This is a genomic window from Adonisia turfae CCMR0081, assembly GCF_011009555.1.
GTDB classification, from domain to species: domain Bacteria; phylum Cyanobacteriota; class Cyanobacteriia; order Phormidesmidales; family Phormidesmidaceae; genus Leptothoe; species Leptothoe turfae.
Window position 1 is genome coordinate 4,829,240 of record NZ_QXHD01000004.1, and the last position, 17,543, is coordinate 4,846,782.

A 17,543-nucleotide genomic window follows, 5' to 3' on the forward strand; every position below is an offset into this window, starting at 1 on the left:
CTAAGCTCAAAAGTATTCTCAGAACACTAGGACCGAGAACTTACCCTGACTTAGCAAATGCAATTGAGACAGCCTTTTCTCAAGTCTCTCTTGACGATATTCGAGGCTGGTTCACTCATTGCTGCTACTGTACCTCAGAAGACTGAAAAATGCTGTAAGTATAAGAAGCATATTTCACATGAAACAAACAACATAAAAATATTTCATCACTTTTGCTTGAGCAATACACCAAGATGAGAAGTCCTCAAATCATTCTCATCAATAAAGTCAATTGCTGGAGCTAAATTTTCTGGAAGGGGCATATCACGTTTCCAAGCATGAATTACTTCTACAGAATGATATACAGAAAGCATTTTGATCCATTGACTAGCTCGGAATCTATTCCCTCGCTCAAGTTGTAACTGCTTTGGATAATTAGAGAAAGCCAAAAAATCAAATGGAGCATTGGCTAAATCTGCGTGATCTTCTAAATGGATAAAATGAAATTGAGTAGGAATAACTGATAGGTTATGTACTAATAACTCAATATCTTCACATGGTATATGTTCAAGAACACTGAGGGAATAAGCAAAATCGACATCATTAAAGTTTAGTTGATTGGTCAAATCAACAGGTGCACTATACACAATGCCTAAGTGTTCTAAATGTTCTGAAGACCAAGTTGAAATAGATCTAAGAAATTCAATCTTTTTTCGCAAGACCTCATGATCTGCATAGGGAGCTAAAATATCTCTTATTAAGGCAGCATCTGCGTAGCCAATAGATATTTTAAGGGCTGCCAAATCAGCTAGTGGGAAATAATCAGTTGCGTAAATCTTTTTAGCTCCTAAAAGGTAAGCTAAAATTGCATGAGATAGAACCCAGCCTGATCCTATTTCTAAACAGACGGAATCTTTAAAGAGATTACCAGTGTAGTGCATCATGTAAGCAAATTGAGCTGCACACAAATCTAACCTTTTAGGTCCCTTTGCCCACCATTTTGCTTTTGAACGTGATGATTTATAAAAAGAAAAGAGCCCAGGGTAATTGGCCTTTAAATAGGTTTTGAAGCTTTTCAACATAATCCCTACTCTCTAAGTTCAGCCTTTTATGACATTTTTTATGATAGATATAAACTCATCTAGCATTTGATGATGGCTACTTCCATCGAGCTAATTCCGCATTTAAGTAGTCATACACTGGCGTTAGTTTAATTGGCCAATTGAAATATTTACATGCGTAATTGCGCATGTAAAAGGCCACATTGTTTTCGTTAGACAAATCTAAAATAAAGCTGACTATCTGTTTAATATCCAGTGGGCTTTCATCTGCTTCTAATTGCAAACAATACTGAAAATTTTCTGGAAAGTCTGGATCAACATGGCTAAAAATAAAAGGAATCCCACGAGCGCAATACTCCCTGTTCTTAAGAGGAGACATAACTGCTAAGCCTTTGCGGTGTCCCCCTAAAACGCCTAAAGCAAGATGACAGCCTACAAAAAGAGTATCTAGCTCTTTCCCCTGCTTAGGTCCATGAAAGATAACAGCATGACTGACATGCTCTTGTTCAACTAAAGTGAGCAGTGTTCTTAAATAAGCTCCTTGAGCACCAACAATATGAAATATTACTTTGTACCTAGGGCTACTAGATTCTCGATAATATGCACCAAGACCTTTAATTAAACGATCATAACCATGCCATGGACTGACATTTGCAACACCAATGATGTTGATAGTCTCTAATAAAACTGGCAGATTAGAAATGGGTTGATAATCTTGAGGATTTATACCGTTATCAATAGAAATAGTATTGATACCAAATATAGACTTTTCATAGTTGATGGCTATGATGCGATCTATAAAATATCTAAGATAGCGACGAGTAATTTTATCTAATAAGAAAACAGTCTTTTGTTTCCTAGTTAGAGAGCCACAATATTCTTTATCGTAGGGATAGGTTGGAAATTCACTTAAGATAAGAAGTTTAGGAAAATGTTTTCGGATTCTATCGAGAAAATATAGGTATAAAGGCTCTGAGCGTGGATATCTTAGATATAAAAAATCAGGGTTCGTATCTAAAATGTGATGGATGGCTGCCCTTAGTAAACTCCATCGCCTAATCAACAAGTTATTATGCTGCTGTTTTAGTGTCTTTAACTCATGAAGCTCTTCTGTATCCCTTGGACAGTGCATGAATACAACCTGAGAGTGGTAGTTAAAACATAGCAAATCCATGTCACATCCTAACTGGCTAAAGCCCTTAACTTGCCCAAAAATTTTAGGCAAATAGCCTATTGAGATTTGAGGATCAATATTAGTTACGTATAGGCCTCTCATAGCACACAAGTTTGCAAGAAAATTGTACAGCTTCTACATGCTTAGTTAGAGATATAACGATTCTATGTGAACGTATTATCTAATCTTGAAGATAAACTCAAATAACAAGCAAATTATTTTTTAGAGTCAGGAGTCAACAAATCTTTGTATTTCGTCAACACTAACTAGCTTTATTGATAATAGAAAAAGAGCATAAAAGAGAATAGTGAAAGACTTCAAAAATATGTTTAAGCCTATCTCAAAATTTATCAAATAACCTAGAAAACAACCTATAGATATTGAAATGGTACTAACACCAATGAGATTCCAATTATAGGGAATATAGTAAAAGCGTTGGCTGAGTATTATATATGCACAGAAAACAAACAGTGTTCCTAGCAAAGTAGCAACAGCAGCACCAACAAAACCAAATTTAGGGATAAAAAGCCAGTTAAGCAGCGTATTTAATATAGCTCCTAAAAAATTAATCCAGAAAATAAAGTGGTTTTTTTTTGCGAGTGATATGCCAGGAGCAAAAATATACATGCCTGAAAACAGTACCGATGGTACAAGAAAAAGTATAATTTTTGAGGCAGGATAATATTGAGGGCTTGTTACTATCCAAAGTATCTCTTGAGAAAAAATAGAGATAGACAACCAAAGAAGTAGTGAGATTGCGACAAACAAACGAAATATAAATGCTAGTTTTTGAGAAGTACTCTCGTCAGTGTAGTGCGAATAAATTAGCGGAGTTAATGCCCGTTGAAAGCCAATTGTGATAAGGCTAACTGCACTAGCTAAACGAAAACCAAAGCTATATAAACCAACTTCATTTAAAGATAGAAAGTGATTCAGCATCATTCGATCAATGTAGGTACTTACAAAGATAGAAAGACCTGCAGGAACAAGTGGTATTGAGAATCGCAACATCTCTCTCAATCGCTCAAAATTCATATGAAAGCTTATGCTTTTTCTTAAAATACTAATGCCGTAAACGTACCCTAATAAGTGAGCTAGTAGCATGCTTATTAGGACACCTAGAAGATGTAATTTAAGAAAATAACCGAATATTATTGACCCTACAGAGATTAGTAAACTTACCAACGTACTTAAAATGGCATATTGCTTACTACGAAATTCCCAGCGCAATTGACTTTGAAGAAAGTATACTAAACCATTGAAGTAAATATAAATAAGTCCAAGCCTAACTATTAATACACTACCATTAGCTTGAAAAAAACTAGTTAATATACTCTGCGAGAAATATAATCCAATGATTAAAAAGAATGTATAGCAAACAGTGGAAAACCAAAAAGCAGAAGCGACGTATATATTCTGTTTACTAGTATCTTTCTCATCAGAATAAAACCTTGCAAGCCCTTGATTAATCTCTAACGAGATGGTCAGATTTACTAAATTTCCAAGCACCAGGACTAAATCTAACATCCCATAGTCTGTAGTAGATAAGATACGGGTGTAAATGGGGAGCATGAAAAATGCCATTCCACGACTCAATATCGTGGGTAATGTATAAATAAAAATTTCAGAAAAGAGCTTTCTATTCACAATTAATTTGTCATTTAGAAATACAAAAATCTATAAATGCCTTTTCCAAAGATGGTTTGTCTTTTAGCTGGAGAACATCTTTACCCTCTTGAAGTAGTTGAGGTAGCACTTTCAAAAGTTTTTTTTCTGAAACACCACAGCCCTGTAGATAATTTATTTGACAAGGAATTGCCCACCAATTTCTCGGAAAGTCACCGTTAATTAGTTGTAAATATCTATCGGCAGTTTTTTGAAGAGACCAATTTTCTTTAACAAAGATTTGCGCTTTGTTTCCTAGATCTTGGCGATACGGTATGTCAACAATCAACTTTTCAATGGATTCTTCTAGCTGAGCAGGGTGACAGAGATGGCTGGGGGGGAAAATATTATTAGGGATCAGCTTTTTTAGAAATGGCCAACCATACCCTCCAACCACTGAAGGCTTAGCAAACCAAGCAGCCTCTGTGGCGAAACCTGGTAATGGAAAATCACTATAGGCTTGATCAACAACAAAATCGCACAGGCGTAGCTCTTTCAATACAGTGGTATTAGGTTTGCCAATTAGCTCAATAAACTCAATTGGATAACCCTTATCTTTAAGGGATGCTATAGCATTTCTAATGAGTGATGTTCCTTTAACAGCAGGATTAGAAGGGCAGTGTAAGATCCGAATATTCTTTATTAAAGCGTTATTATTTATATTGCTTGCTGATTGGCTTTTGAAGGTTAGACCTAGATGAAAGATATTTATAAAGGGCTTTTCAAGAAAATGAGATGTTAGAGGTGCTCCCACTACAATATCCGCATATTTCTCTATTTTTGAACAACGTATTTTAATGATTTTTGTAGCTCTTTTTATAGTGTGTAAATCGCCTTTTGTGATTGGATCATTCAAGCTCTCTAGTGGGCCTCCATTGATGTATGGAGGTCGAGCTTCTGAACCGTGAGCGATATTGCAAATCAGCCTCTTGTTAAGGAGTTTGAGAATTGGGAGGTCAAAACCTTTTGGTAAAAAAGAAGAGCCAAATCCTAAAATAAATACCTCATGTTTTGGTAATGCCCATAGAAATAAAACTACTCTTGTCAGACTGGTAAGGAATTCAAGAAGCTTCTTTCTTACAAGATGATTGATAGATTTGCTTGTACTGAGTTGCTTTAATGCCAATGCTTTTAATAAAGCATCATAGATTCTGATGATAAATGGATTACTGCTGTGTTGACCTTCATACTCAAAGACATGACCAGAGGCCCCTGCTACTGTAACTAGATGTCCTTGTTCTCTAAGGGCAAAAGCTAGGTTGCCATAGTAACCTGCAATTTCAACTACGCCTATAAAAATACGAAAACTCTTCATGCAGTTTTACTGGGTTATTGATAGCTTTAGAAATACACACATATAGTTTGTGTTTATCCCCTGAGTAGAGTCATAAAAGACACTGTCTAGAGAGGATTAGCTGACTCCATAAAGACACTTCACGAACAGATGAGCTCAGCTATTAATGCTCATAGAACTTACATGCATTGTAATTTTTCTGATTAGCGGTTTTTAGACAGTGTTTATATCTTTTGAGCCTTTAATTCAGAAGCAGTACTTGTAGCAAATTAAACTACTTTTCCAATGATTTTGCAGGGTGTTCCTACTGCTTTAGAGTTTTCAATGATATCTGTCAGTACAAGGCTATTAGCACCGACTATACACCTATTTCCGATTGAAGTACCTTTGGTTATCACCGTGTTTGGGCCGATGTAACAATTATTACCAATTTTGGTTGGAGCGTAATCGTAAGATGTCGATTTACCAATAGCCCAATCCACTGAATCATGACTGTAAATCTGAACGCCTGCAGAAATAGAACAATTTGAGCCTATTGTTAGCCCTCCTGAACCATCCAGTACAACGAAAGGACCAATCCACGTATTTTGGCCAACGTGAACATCTCCAATCACGAGAACACTATCGTATACCGATGTACCTTCACCAAAATTCAAAAAACGGGCTTTTTCCCATCTGTCTACGACGTAATCGCCAAAAGGTAACGTGCGTTGATAATTGTTGCTTATATCTTGACGACGAGAAAACAAAAAAATCTTAAGCTTCTCAAAAAAGGATTCAGTCATACATATGTACCTAAGAATTCTTCTAGATTAAGTAGTGACCAAATGAGTAATCGTCGATTCTGTTTGCCATTTAAATGTTCTTGAATAAGGTTTTGGATGGTGCTTTTATCCATCAAAGTGTAGATTTTGGCATTGCCATCTAACAATGTTCGTTTAACAAATTCAATGCTATCTCCCTTGAACCAGCTAGCGTCAGGTGCAGAAAACCCTTGTTTTTCAGCCTTGGTAATTTCTCGAGGAATATAGTTTTTCATCACATCGCGCAAAATTTGTTTACCATCGCGAGTTTTCTGGAAGAACTTTTGAGGCTTATTGCCTGGTTCATTTTCATTAAACCGCACTATCTCAGCTAAGTTATTGAGTTTTAAGCCAACTGGGCAGCGCATTGCAAACTCAACCAAGTCATTATCTAAAAATGGTACGCGATTTTCTAAACCATGGGCCATACTCAACTTGTCTTCTACAACTAAAAGGCCATGGAGAAAGGTTTTAGCTTCAAAATATAGGGAATGGTTAATGTAATTTTCTGGTCCCTCTAGGTGATCTGGACGCTGTTGAAATACATCCCGGAAGAGGTCGCGAGGACAAACATGTTTAACATCATCCCAAATGGGGCTAAATACTTTCTTAAACTGTTTGTTAGGAATCAGGCGATGCCAGAACTGATAATATTTACCAATATAATTCTCAAAGTCATCGTTAACGACTGCACGATAATAGCGCCACGGATAGCCTCCAAATAACTCATCTCCTCCTGCGCCACTCAAAACTACTTTGACAAACTTACTGGCTAACTGCGCTGCATAGTAGTTAGGGTAGCTTTGTCCGACTCGAGGCTCTTCCAGGTGCCAGGTCAATTTGGGTAATACCCGTTCCATATCTCCTGCTTTGAGCACCATTTCATAATGTTCTGTCTTGAAATGGTAGGACATTGCCTCAGCCTTAGTACGTTCATCAAAGGCTAATTCAATGCCTGATGCTGAGCTCAAGTCAAAGCCACAGGTAAAACTTTTGAGGTAAGGATAGGAGCGTGCTGCGATCGCACTTATCGATCCTGAATCAATTCCACCGCTGAGATAGCAACCCAACTCAACATCGCTCACCAACTGCCGATTCACCGCTTGCTGAAATAATCGATCTAACTCTTCTCGATAGTCTTGTGTACTGATTTGTTCAGTAGGTTCGCAAAAGTGAAAATCCCAATACTGAGTTATCCGTAGGTCAGGGGAGTCCTGCCCCACATTCAAGGTAGCGTAATGTCCTGCAGGTAGAAGTTTGACCCCATCCAATAGGGTACGGTCAGTAAAGAAATTTTGAAACGTAAAGTACTCTAGCAGAGCGGGCTTATCTAAACGGCGTTCAAAGTCTGGAATGGCTAGCATTGCTTTTTGCTCGGAGCCAAACATAAACAGATTGCCTTGCTGAGCATAGTAAAGCGGTTTAATGCCATAACGATCACGAGCTAGAAGCAGCGTTCGCGATTTGCGGTCCCATAGTGCCAGGGCAAACATACCATTGAAACGTTCAAATGCCCTGACCCCCCATTCTGCTAGAGCGTAGAGTACGACTTCACTGTCTGTTTTAGAGCGAAACCAATAGCCAATTGTCTCCAGCTCTGCTCTTAGCACTTGAAAATTGAAAATTTCACCGTTGTAAGTGAGCACAAAGCGATGATCTGCCGACACCATTGGTTGATGCCCCGCAGGTGACAAGTCCAGGATAGCCAAACGGCGATGACCTAGACCGATATTGCCCTCAATCCAATGCCCCTGACCATCAGGGCCACGATGGGCAATTGCATCGGTCATCCGTTTAAGCACTGGAGGCGCAACAGCCACATTATTTAAGTAGACTAAGCCAGCAATGCCACACATTAATTCTGTTTAACAAAACGACCACTATGGCAGGCTTCTTCACAATGTAAATATTCAGATTTGAACCCTGTCTCTTCTAACATATCTAAAAATTCTTGCTGAGAATATCTCCAGGCATTACTTGGCGAATACCAATCAAAGTTGCAATTTATGCTTGTTTCCAAACCTAAGTTTTCATTCCAAAAGCATTTAATAAAGTTCCAGTAGAAAAAACGTTGTAAATTCTGCTTACCGCCCTTAATGCCCAGGGCTGGAATATCTGGAACATCAATTGTGATATTGAGGTCGGTCAGAGTTTTCCCTAATTGAGTCAGTTGTTTGCTCAATTCCCAAATTTGTTCATTATCAAGCTGTTTGGAATATTCTCTAAAGTATTCATCCAGTAGTTCTCGTGGTAGAGCTTTTTTTTTATATACATAGGTGTTCAGATAAACATCTTGAGAAGAGATGCGATGAAACTCTTTCAACGTTTTAGGAGGAGAGTCTGTATGGTGTAAAACCTGATCACAATTTATGAAATCAAATAAGCCATCCTTGAAATGTGTGTTTGCAATATCTCCTTTGACAAAAATCATGTTGGGCTGTCCTTGATATCGTTCATGTGCTTGGAAGATGGAATCAGAATAATCCATAGCTACAACTATGGCCTCTGGATTCATCTTGGCAAACCATGCAGCCTTATAGCCTAATCCGCATCCCGCATCTAGAATCACACGACGCTTTGAAATCCATCGCTGCAAATGTTGCTCATCTTCGAAGCCATATAGTGTCATGTACCATTCGAACTGATGTAGTTTCCATGTGGCACTATCAGTGTCTTGTTGGTGAGTATTAGTCCACTTTTCCGAGAATGCATTATTCGTTTGCGCCTGGTTCTCAGACAGTTGATGATCTACAGAGGATACATAGACACCATTTAGAGTAGAGATAGAGTTTGGATTGTGAAAGAGAGAAGCATGTTCTAGATGCATAAGTCTATAAATGTGGCTGAGTCTAGAGATTCTTTAAAGCGGTAACCACGTATTCATAGTCTTCAGCAGTCATGCGATTGTGCAGTGGTAGGGCAAGAGTGTAGCGATCGCAATCTCTCGCTCCTGGAAAATCTTCTGCTCTCATGCCGAATCGGTCTTTGTAATAGCCCAGCATATGCACAGCATGGGTGCCCGGACGTGTGCTAATCCCCACGGCCTGAAGCGATTCCATTAGATCATTCCGTGGGATCGGCGCACGGATTTCGTCGATATAACAGACATAGGCTTGCCAGCCATGGTCGTACTCGGGTGTCACGTCAGGGGTTTGCAACCAGTCTAAAGCCGCCAGCTCCTGATTGTAGTAATCAGCCCACTGTTTCCGTTCCCGCAAGAGAGCATCCAATTTTGCTAGCTGTACTAGTCCCACCGCTCCTTGAAGATCGGTCATGCGATAATTGAAACCGAGAAGGTTAAACTCCGGCAAAATATAGGGTTTTGGCCCTAAATGGCGTTGCTCTTCTGAAACACTGGCACCATGGTTGCGGAGAATCTGTATTTTCTCGGCTAGGGCATCATCATGGGTGGTAATCATGCCGCCTTCTCCGGTGGTAATGGATTTGCGGGGATGAAACGAAAAGGCTCCGGCTGTGCCAAGAGAACCTGCGGCTCGTCCCTTGTAAGCCGCACCTGCTGCACAGGCTGCATCTTCCACCAAAGGGATATTGGGAGCGGTCTCCATCAGGGCATCGATATCAACACAGCGTCCAAACAGATGAACGGGAATGATGGCCTTAGTCCGATTAGTGACTTTTGCCGCAGCTTGATCGATGGCGATGTTGCAGGTTTGAGGATCTACATCTACGAACACGGGCGTTGCACCGCAATACAGCACCACATTGGCCGTAGATACCCAGGTAAAAGCGGGCACGATCACCTCATCGCCAGGACCAATACCCAAAGCCGTCAGAATTAAATGGAGGGCGGTGGTACAGCTGGTGGTTGCGATCGCATGTTTCACCCCATGTCGCTCAGCAAACCTCGACTCAAACTCAGCAACTTTAGGGCCTTGAGTTAACCATCCGGTGAATAGCGGTTCTTGCAAGGCCTGCCATTCTTCTTCCCCCGTGGAGGGCAGCGAAATAGGAATATTACGACGTTCCGTCATTAGGCTACTCCTGCATGTTGACGTCGCTGAGCTACCAAATCTTTATGCTGATTGCGCCACTCAATCAGCTTTTCCAACCCTTCTCGCAGCTGTATCTTGGCCTGGAAATTAATTTCAGCTTCGGCCTTGAGCGGACATCCAACCCGATTTTTCACAAAGGTCTTGCCTGACGGTTCAAACTGAATCTTTTGGTTAGAGCCTGTTATCTCAAGAATCAGCTCGGTCAGTTCTCGAAGCGACGTTTTAATACCTGTTCCTACATTATAAAAAGCATCTGTCGATTTAGATTTCATCGCACAAACATTAGCTTGAGCACAGTCTTCAACATAGATGAAGTCATAAGCCTGGGAGCCATCACCATAAATAATGGGAGGTAATCCCTGATCTAATCGATCCAAGATTTTCATAATCACGGCGATGTAGGTGCCCTGGTAGTCTTGGCGAGAACCATAGACATTCATATAACGCAGACCAACATAATCAAAATGTTGGTCTGTATCTTTGTATCTGTGATATAGAGAGTGGCACATATGCTCACCAGCAATTTTTGTGGCACCGTAAAATGTGTGATTGTTATAGGGATGATCTTCTGTCATTGGCTCAGTCACAGCATCGCCATATACCGAAGCAGAAGATGAAAAGACTAAACGCTGAATACCGTTATTCAAACAGGCTTCTAAAACATTAAAAGTGCCGCCAATATTAACTTCAAAGGCAGAACGGGGAAAGTCGTAGCAGTGCAACAACCACATGGCTGCAAAGTGAAATACTCCATCGATACCTTTCATGGCAGCATCTAAAATATCGCGATGCAGGAGTTCACCGCCTAGAGGAAAAATGTTGCATCGAGGATCTTTTAATGCACTGGCTAGGTTCTCTCGACTACCTCGGGTGAAGTTGTCAAAAATCCGTACTTCTTCAGTATCTTCTTTAAGAAGAGCATCTACGGTATGGGAGCCAATCAAACCCGCTCCCCCAATCACTAATAAACGCTTACCTGACAGTTTCATTGTTATTGATTCAGTAAAAAAACTTCTCTTGAGCTATTGGGGCTGAATACAGATCACATCTTTCTGGGTATAGGCTGCCCCAATAGAATCAATTGCATGTCCCTGGGCATCGAATTTCAGTACGTCTCCGTAAGCACTCATCCAACCGATGAGGTTGGCAGGTACTCCAGCGACCATGCCGTAGGCAGGTATATCTTTGGTGACAACAGCACCTGCAGCAACAAATGCATATTCATTTAAAGTGATTCCGCAAACAATAGTAGCGTTTGCGCCAATACTAGCCCCTCGCTTGATCACTGTGGTTTGGTAATCATCTGAGGTATTGCGGGGAAACTCACAGCGAGGGGTTTTAACATTAGTAAAGACCATGCTGGGACCACAGAAAACATAGTCTTCTAAAATCACGCCTTCATAGAGAGAGACATTGTTTTGAATTTTACAGCCGTCTCCAATAACAACATTATTAGCAACAAAAACGTTTTGGCCTAAGGAACAGTTTTTACCTATTTTTGCTTTGGGCATCACATGGCTAAAGTGCCAGATTTTCGTGCCTTCGCCAATTTGTGCGCCCTCATCAATACAGGCTGTCTCATGGGCAAAATAATCAGCCATTCAATACCTCCTGCACGTTCTCTAAAATGTTAACCACTGCCACTCCATTCCACCCATCGGAGTGGGGCTGTTGACGTGTTTTCAAACAATCCAAAAAGTGTTGGCACTCCAGCTTAAGCGGCTGTTCATCAGCAATATCAACGATAGTGATACCGTCATCAATGGCCTCTAGCTGTGAATTGATCTGTTTATTGTGGATAGTGACCACCTGCTGGATTTCGTCATAGACCACCATTTGTTTATCAGCGATCACAACTAACCCTCGCTGCTTTAGCGGCCACTGCCAGGAACAATGCAGATGGGCCGTTTGCCCCGACTCGAAGGTCAAATCAACATGGACCTCATCAGCAATATTAGTTTGCAACCGTGAAACCCCTGATGCTTGAATGGTTTGAATGGGCGGATTGTCAAGCAAATCTAAAATAATGGACACATCATGGGGGGCAAATGACCACCAAACATTTTCCATCGTACGCACTTTACCCAGATTTAGACGATGGGTAGCAACATGGTTTACCTGGCCAGCTTTACCTGACTTAAGATAGTTTCGTATCCAGTCAATGGCAGGCTGATAGAGCAGTAAATGGCCCACCATTAAAATTTGATCATGGTCATCGGCGTAAGTAGCTAACTCGCGGGCATCTTCAGCCCGTAGGGTCATGGGTTTTTCCACAAACACATCTTTCCCTGCTTTCAACGCTGCCAATGCCAGGGAATAGTGGGTTGGCGCAGGTGTAGCTAGAACAATGGCTGATACATTAGTCGCCAATGCCTCTTGAAAGTTGGTGAACAGAGGCACATCGGGATATTTGGTCTGTACGCGCTGCTGCAATGGGGGTGACACTTCAACTACCCCTGCAAGGCTACCCAGTTCATAAAAATTGCGGATCAGATTTTTACCCCAGTGTCCGCTGCCGACAACAATAACCTGGGTCATAGCAAGGTCACCTTAGTGCGATCGCATGTTAATTGTCGAGTGGCTCCTCGAGTATCTAGCACAGCCTTAGCGTGTGCCACCAGATTTCCATAGTCAATGCAACTATGGTCCGTGGCGATCACCACCAAGTCAGCCCTGGCAACTTCAGCATCAGTGAGCGAGACACTACTAAAACACTGACCTGCTACGGATATATCAGCAATATAGGGATCGTGATAGCGCAGGGTGACCTGGTCCTTCAGTAAAAATTTCATGATGTCAATGGCAGGGGATTCTCGCCAATCAGCTAAATCTTTTTTGTAGGTTATACCAACCATTAGAATGTTGGCCTTCGACGGAGCAATACCCAGCCGATTCAGAACCCGGAACGCTTTACTTCTAACAAAAGAAGGCATTCTCCGATTGATTTCTCCAGCCAGGGCAATAAAGCGAGTATTAAAATTTACTTCTTTAGCTTTCCATTCCAGGTAATGCGGGTCGATCGGAATACAGTGGCCACCAACACCAGGACCTGGATAAAAAGGCATAATTCCAAAGGGTTTAGTATTAGCCGCATCCAAAACTTCCCAAACATCCAGTTCGAGTCGATCACAGAGCAACGCTAACTCATTCACCAAAGCAATATTGACGGCACGAAATGTATTTTCAAATACCTTGACCAGTTCGGCAGCTTTAGCACTGCTTACGGGTACCACATGAGAGATCGTTTGCTGATAAAAAAGTTCAGCAGCTCTGAGTGAAAATTCATCCGAGGCACCCACAATTTTGTTTGTGTTTTGGGTTGTATAGCGCTGATTGCCTGGATCAACTCGCTCAGGCGAATGTGCCAGAAAAAAGTCTCGTCCCTGTCTAAGTTCGCTATTTTGTTCCAATATAGGGCGAATAACCTCATCGGTTGTCCCTGGGTAGGTGGTGGACTCCAATGCAATCAGTTGACCAGGGCGCAATCTCGCTCCAATTTCTTGAGCCACACTTTCTACGTAGCTTAGATTTGGGGTCAAATTTTTAGTTAACGGTGTGGGGACGCAAATAACAATGACGTCCATATCAGTAACTGCATCGAAATGGGTTACAGCCTTTAGTTTGCCATTGGCAACAGCCTGATTGAGGACATCTGAAGGAACATCGTCAATGTAGCTATCCGAGCGATTTACTCGTTCAGCTCGCTTAGGATTTTGTTCAATGCCAATCACGTTAAACCCCACCTTTGCTTTTTCTAAGGCAAAGGGCAAACCCACGTATCCTAATCCCACTACGCCAACCGTTGCGTTGCGTGAAAGAATTAACTGCTCTAAGGATGACAGTTGTGGAGGAGTTGGATCTGTTGGTAGATTGGGGGCCAAGGTCATTAGTTCTTATGGATAAGGCCAATGACCCTATTCTGCCCGACGGGAAAATTTACGTATCAGTTTTTCTTGATTCCCTATTGTCCAATTGATCTTTTATCTATCTATGACTGGCAGGTTAACAGGGCACTTATGATGCGTAACCATTACTCATACCATCTATCTCTATCGCCCCACATACTCTGTCGGCTAATACCATTAGGGAATAAATCGGTTTTCACCATAGGCTAACAGGTGTTCGATGGTTGCCAACCGGTATTCCCAAGTTTGCAGTCGATAGCGATTTTGCTGGGACTTTACTGTCAGCTCAGAATCGATCACTTGATTGAGCTGATGTAGGTGCGATCGCACCTCCTCTAATTTCCGATGAGACGGATCCTCTGCTAAATCTGCCAGCTGGTCACCCAACTTATTGACATCATCAACCCACTGCGCCATTCGCTGTTCGCGCATTAATAGCTGACCATTACTCAACAACCATCCCCACTCTCGCTGTAACGACTGATAGCGTTCAGCTGCCGTATTAAATGGTTGTCTTTGCGGTAAGGAATGCGGCATAGACGTATCGCCCTGAGTGTTATTCAGCAGCGTCTGAATCCCTTGTTGAAGATTGTCAGCTGCAAACAGCGCATAGCCACTCACCGGTAGATCCCGTAGTGTTTGGATTTGGTCTAATGCTGCCATTTCAGGCAAATTCAGTAATCGAATACCTGGAATAATTAGCGTCGAGCCATAATTACCGTCTAAAACCCAGGGATGAATCAGCTCTTCAAACCGATTGGTATCCATGGCATAGCTCATCAATACGATCCAATCTACATCTCCACGTTCTGCCCAAGTTTCCCAGTCTTGCTGAATTTTTTGGACACGCTCATGGGTCGGTTTAGCAAACACCGCCGCCGACACAGTGATGCCCGGACGTCGCTGGCGCAGCATCTGAGAAGCCTCAGCCACAAACGAACTCACTTGTTGCACACGAAACTCAGTCCATTGCTGCCAGAGCCTGCGCTGACGTCGCTGCTCATGGGTAGTCAGGGCTGGATTATCACGGGGAGAGAGCGCCGCTGGATCCACCCCAGTCATATCTCGAAATCGTAACCGTGCCGCTGTTCCATATCCATAGGTGCGATTAGCACCAGGATCTTGGAAGGGATAGCGGACATAATCAAACTGCACACCGTCGATATCATAGTTCTCGACCAGCTCCTGCAGTATACGCATCAGATAGCTACGCACTTCCGGATTCGCAGGATCCAGAAACGGCTTGTCCTGGCCCAAAGGCACCATACGGCCCTGGCGGTCATAGCCAGTCCAGCCAGGGTTAGCGTTAATGAGGGGACCTGGGTAACTGGCTGGTAAATTTAACAGCGCATTGTGGCGACGATTCCCAGCTGCGAATAACCAAATCCAGGCATGAACTTCTATGCCTCGCTCTTTGCCCAGTTTTATAGCTGAGGCCAACGGATCCCAATGACGGGTTAGGGGATTCTGCTGAGGAGCAATGCGACTAGGGTAAATAGGATAGCCGGCATTCATGGACTCAAAAAAGACCGTATTGATACCGGCAGCAGCAAGACGGTCAAAAACATCTGCTAACTTTGCTTCCGATCCAGCACGCACAATCGTGCCGCGGTCTAACCACATGGCACGAACTTCCGCGTGGGCCAAAGATTGCTCAACTGGAAACGCATTCCAGAGAGCCTGACGAGACTCAAGCCATCGCTGGCGAGCAGTGCCATAGTCTCTTTGAGCGATCAGATTTTGCCAATCATCCAGAGTTTGCTGTGCCGTTTCCAACGCAGGATGGGACAGGGGAGTCGGCAAACTCGCGCCGCCCAAACTCGCGCTGAGGCTACCGTCAGTGCGCATGGAGGTCAATGCTAACTCTGCTGGTTGACCACTAGCATAGCCATGCAGCAAAGCACCTTCAAAGCGCCCCATCAAGTTATGAAGCTCTTGCTGCATGGCCAGTTCTAAGAACGGGCTAATCACGCCATTGCCAGGCCGCACATCTAAACCAGGAGGTTCAATACTATCGGCTGGATCCATGGCATTTAGGGCCAGTTGACCATGCTCCGCCTCTACCAAAGACGACTCTAACTCCACAGCCTCGTTATCGGTCTTTGGTAAAGGCGATGATTGAGCAAATCCTGGGGTCGCCAGAGCAATACCTCCTAGCAAAACGGCCAATGCATAGGACGTAGAAAATAGAGAATGGAACATGAGCAGGCTTATCAGACGAAGCAAGAATACTGACGCAACAAAACAAAGACAATGCCGAACACTGTATGGAACTCAGGTTTCAAAAAAGTTTTAAACCGTTTCTCAAAGAATTAAACCCAAAGAGGTCATTATTATCGGGGATGATTTGGCCGTTTTAAACAGCAAAATCGAGTAACCTCAACTAAAACATTGAGAAAGTAATCTATGTCTTTAAAACCGCGACCACAAGGCTAATAAACCCCAGTAGCGGGCAATTTATTGAAGTAGTGACAAAGATACGTTCTTAGGGCAGTACGCATAAAAATGAACCCTATTTCTCCTTACATCTGCTAGAAGATTTCCCAGAAAATAAGGTCTAGTTTTCCTACCTTGTTCTGTAAAGTTTCTGCCTACGATGTAGATATGACCATGCTGCTTTGCTAGAAGATAGCCACGCTTGCATGATATACCGTGCCGTACCTACATAGCGGTATGGAAAAACTTAGGACGGAACAAGTTCTAGAGTTATGGCATCTGACCAGCATTGCTGTAGTACAATACAAAATCCTGCGTTGAATTGTGCATGCTCACAGGTTCAACTTTATTCGTTTCCACAGACTGTAATCGGTAAGCTCTATGGCGCTCCTGCAAGAACAAAAGCAATCAATTATTTCTGACTATCAGGTACATGAAACAGACACTGGCTCTGTAGATGTGCAGGTAGCCATGCTCACTGAAAAGATCAATCGGCTGAGTAAGCATCTGCAGGCTAATAAAAAAGATCATTCCTCTAGACGAGGTCTATTGCGTATGATCGGTCGTCGTAAGCGCTTGTTAGCCTACTTGGTCAAGCAGGATTCTAGTCGGTATCAGGAGTTGATTAAAAAGCTGGGTATCCGCGGCTAAGATACAAGGTGGTGATATTCATCACCTTCAAACACGCAGTCTAGGATCAACTGGTTTATGCCTTCTGAATCTCAGCGTGAGTCGCTGCCCTTTGAGCCTAAGTCAAATAGGCGGCAAAGTGATAAAGCTGCTCCATCTAGCCAAGCATCACAGCCTCAAAAATCAGGCTCAGGCATTAAGAAGTCAGACAAGCAAGCGAGCAAACGAAGTAAGCAGACCCAAAAGGAAGAAATGGGTATCCCAGAAGTGGTCAGTCGTCGTATGATTCGACGAATGGCAGTATTTGCTGGGGTGCCTACCGCTTTAGGTATGTCTTCGTTTGTGATTGCCTATGTTCTGCTGACTCAGCACATTGTTGAATTTCCCAATGTCGTTGTCCTCATCGTTTCCCTGGGCTTTTTTGGATTAGGAACCATTGGCCTCAGCTATGGTGTGTTGTCTGCATCCTGGCAAGAGGATGAAGCAGGCAGTCTACTGGGAATTGCTGAATTTTCTATCAACTTTCGCCGCTTAATTCAAGGTTGGCGCAAGTCGAAGCAACCCTCGGCTTCTGAATGATAAT

General features: G+C 42.5%; 15 protein-coding genes. 2 read left to right on the forward strand and 13 right to left on the reverse strand.

The genetic code is table 11. The features are described from left to right. Positions 1-206: 206 nt before the first annotated feature. From DXZ20_RS24760 to DXZ20_RS24820, 13 genes are all read right to left on the reverse strand, one after another. Entirely contained in the window at positions 207-1,061 is an 855-nt protein-coding gene (locus DXZ20_RS24760; RefSeq protein WP_163701705.1) for a hypothetical protein, read from the reverse strand. 76 nt (positions 1,062-1,137) lie between these two features. Next, positions 1,138-2,316 (reverse strand): glycosyltransferase family 4 protein, encoded by a 1,179-nt coding sequence (locus DXZ20_RS24765; protein WP_163701708.1) that lies wholly within the window; start codon positions 2,314-2,316, stop codon positions 1,138-1,140. A gap of 126 nt (positions 2,317-2,442) precedes the next feature. Then, positions 2,443-3,861 carry an oligosaccharide flippase family protein gene (locus tag DXZ20_RS38575; protein ID WP_163701712.1) on the reverse strand — a complete coding sequence of 473 codons (1,419 nt, stop codon included), beginning with the start codon at positions 3,859-3,861 and terminating at the stop codon, positions 2,443-2,445. A gap of 10 nt (positions 3,862-3,871) precedes the next feature. Continuing rightward, on the reverse strand, positions 3,872-5,194 hold the full coding sequence (locus DXZ20_RS24775) for a glycosyltransferase (RefSeq protein ID WP_163701714.1): 1,323 nt from the start codon (positions 5,192-5,194) through the stop codon (positions 3,872-3,874). A 248-nt stretch (positions 5,195-5,442) separates the two neighbouring features. Further along, entirely contained in the window at positions 5,443-5,958 is a 516-nt protein-coding gene (locus tag DXZ20_RS24780; protein WP_163701717.1) for an acyltransferase, read from the reverse strand. Beyond that, positions 5,955-7,832 carry an asparagine synthase (glutamine-hydrolyzing) gene (gene asnB / locus DXZ20_RS24785; RefSeq protein ID WP_163701719.1) on the reverse strand — a complete coding sequence of 626 codons (1,878 nt, stop codon included), beginning with the start codon at positions 7,830-7,832 and terminating at the stop codon, positions 5,955-5,957. The genes DXZ20_RS24780 and asnB overlap by 4 nt, the downstream gene beginning before the upstream one ends. Beyond that, positions 7,832-8,803, reverse strand: a complete 972-nt coding sequence (locus DXZ20_RS24790) for a class I SAM-dependent methyltransferase (RefSeq protein WP_163701723.1) — start codon at positions 8,801-8,803, stop codon at positions 7,832-7,834. The genes asnB and DXZ20_RS24790 overlap by 1 nt, the downstream gene beginning before the upstream one ends. 22 nt (positions 8,804-8,825) lie before the next feature. Beyond that, complete coding sequence (locus DXZ20_RS24795) at positions 8,826-9,968, reverse strand: DegT/DnrJ/EryC1/StrS family aminotransferase (protein WP_163701726.1); 1,143 nt, start codon at positions 9,966-9,968, stop codon at positions 8,826-8,828. After that, positions 9,968-10,978, reverse strand: coding sequence for an NAD-dependent epimerase/dehydratase family protein (locus DXZ20_RS24800; RefSeq protein ID WP_163701728.1), 1,011 nt, complete (start codon positions 10,976-10,978; stop codon positions 9,968-9,970). The genes DXZ20_RS24795 and DXZ20_RS24800 overlap by 1 nt, the downstream gene beginning before the upstream one ends. A gap of 33 nt (positions 10,979-11,011) precedes the next feature. Further along, positions 11,012-11,590: an acyltransferase gene (locus DXZ20_RS24805; protein WP_163701731.1), complete on the reverse strand. Its 579-nt coding sequence runs from the start codon at positions 11,588-11,590 to the stop codon at positions 11,012-11,014. Further along, on the reverse strand, positions 11,583-12,527 hold the full coding sequence (locus DXZ20_RS24810) for a Gfo/Idh/MocA family protein (RefSeq protein WP_163701734.1): 945 nt from the start codon (positions 12,525-12,527) through the stop codon (positions 11,583-11,585). Before DXZ20_RS24810 ends, DXZ20_RS24805 begins: the two co-directional genes overlap by 8 nt. Continuing rightward, positions 12,524-13,876: a nucleotide sugar dehydrogenase gene (locus DXZ20_RS24815; protein ID WP_163701737.1), complete on the reverse strand. Its 1,353-nt coding sequence runs from the start codon at positions 13,874-13,876 to the stop codon at positions 12,524-12,526. The genes DXZ20_RS24810 and DXZ20_RS24815 overlap by 4 nt, the downstream gene beginning before the upstream one ends. Before the next feature lie 195 nt (positions 13,877-14,071). Then, entirely contained in the window at positions 14,072-16,096 is a 2,025-nt protein-coding gene (locus DXZ20_RS24820) for a glycoside hydrolase family 10-like protein (protein WP_163668837.1), read from the reverse strand. A gap of 615 nt (positions 16,097-16,711) precedes the next feature. Here DXZ20_RS24820 and rpsO point away from each other — a divergent pair. Continuing rightward, the gene (rpsO, locus tag DXZ20_RS24825) at positions 16,712-16,981 is read left to right on the forward strand and encodes a 30S ribosomal protein S15 (protein ID WP_163668839.1); all 270 of its coding nucleotides are present in this window, start codon (positions 16,712-16,714) and stop codon (positions 16,979-16,981) included. A 57-nt stretch (positions 16,982-17,038) separates the two neighbouring features. After that, positions 17,039-17,539, forward strand: coding sequence for a PAM68 family protein (locus DXZ20_RS24830; RefSeq protein WP_163668841.1), 501 nt, complete (start codon positions 17,039-17,041; stop codon positions 17,537-17,539). Positions 17,540-17,543 lie beyond the last annotated feature (4 nt).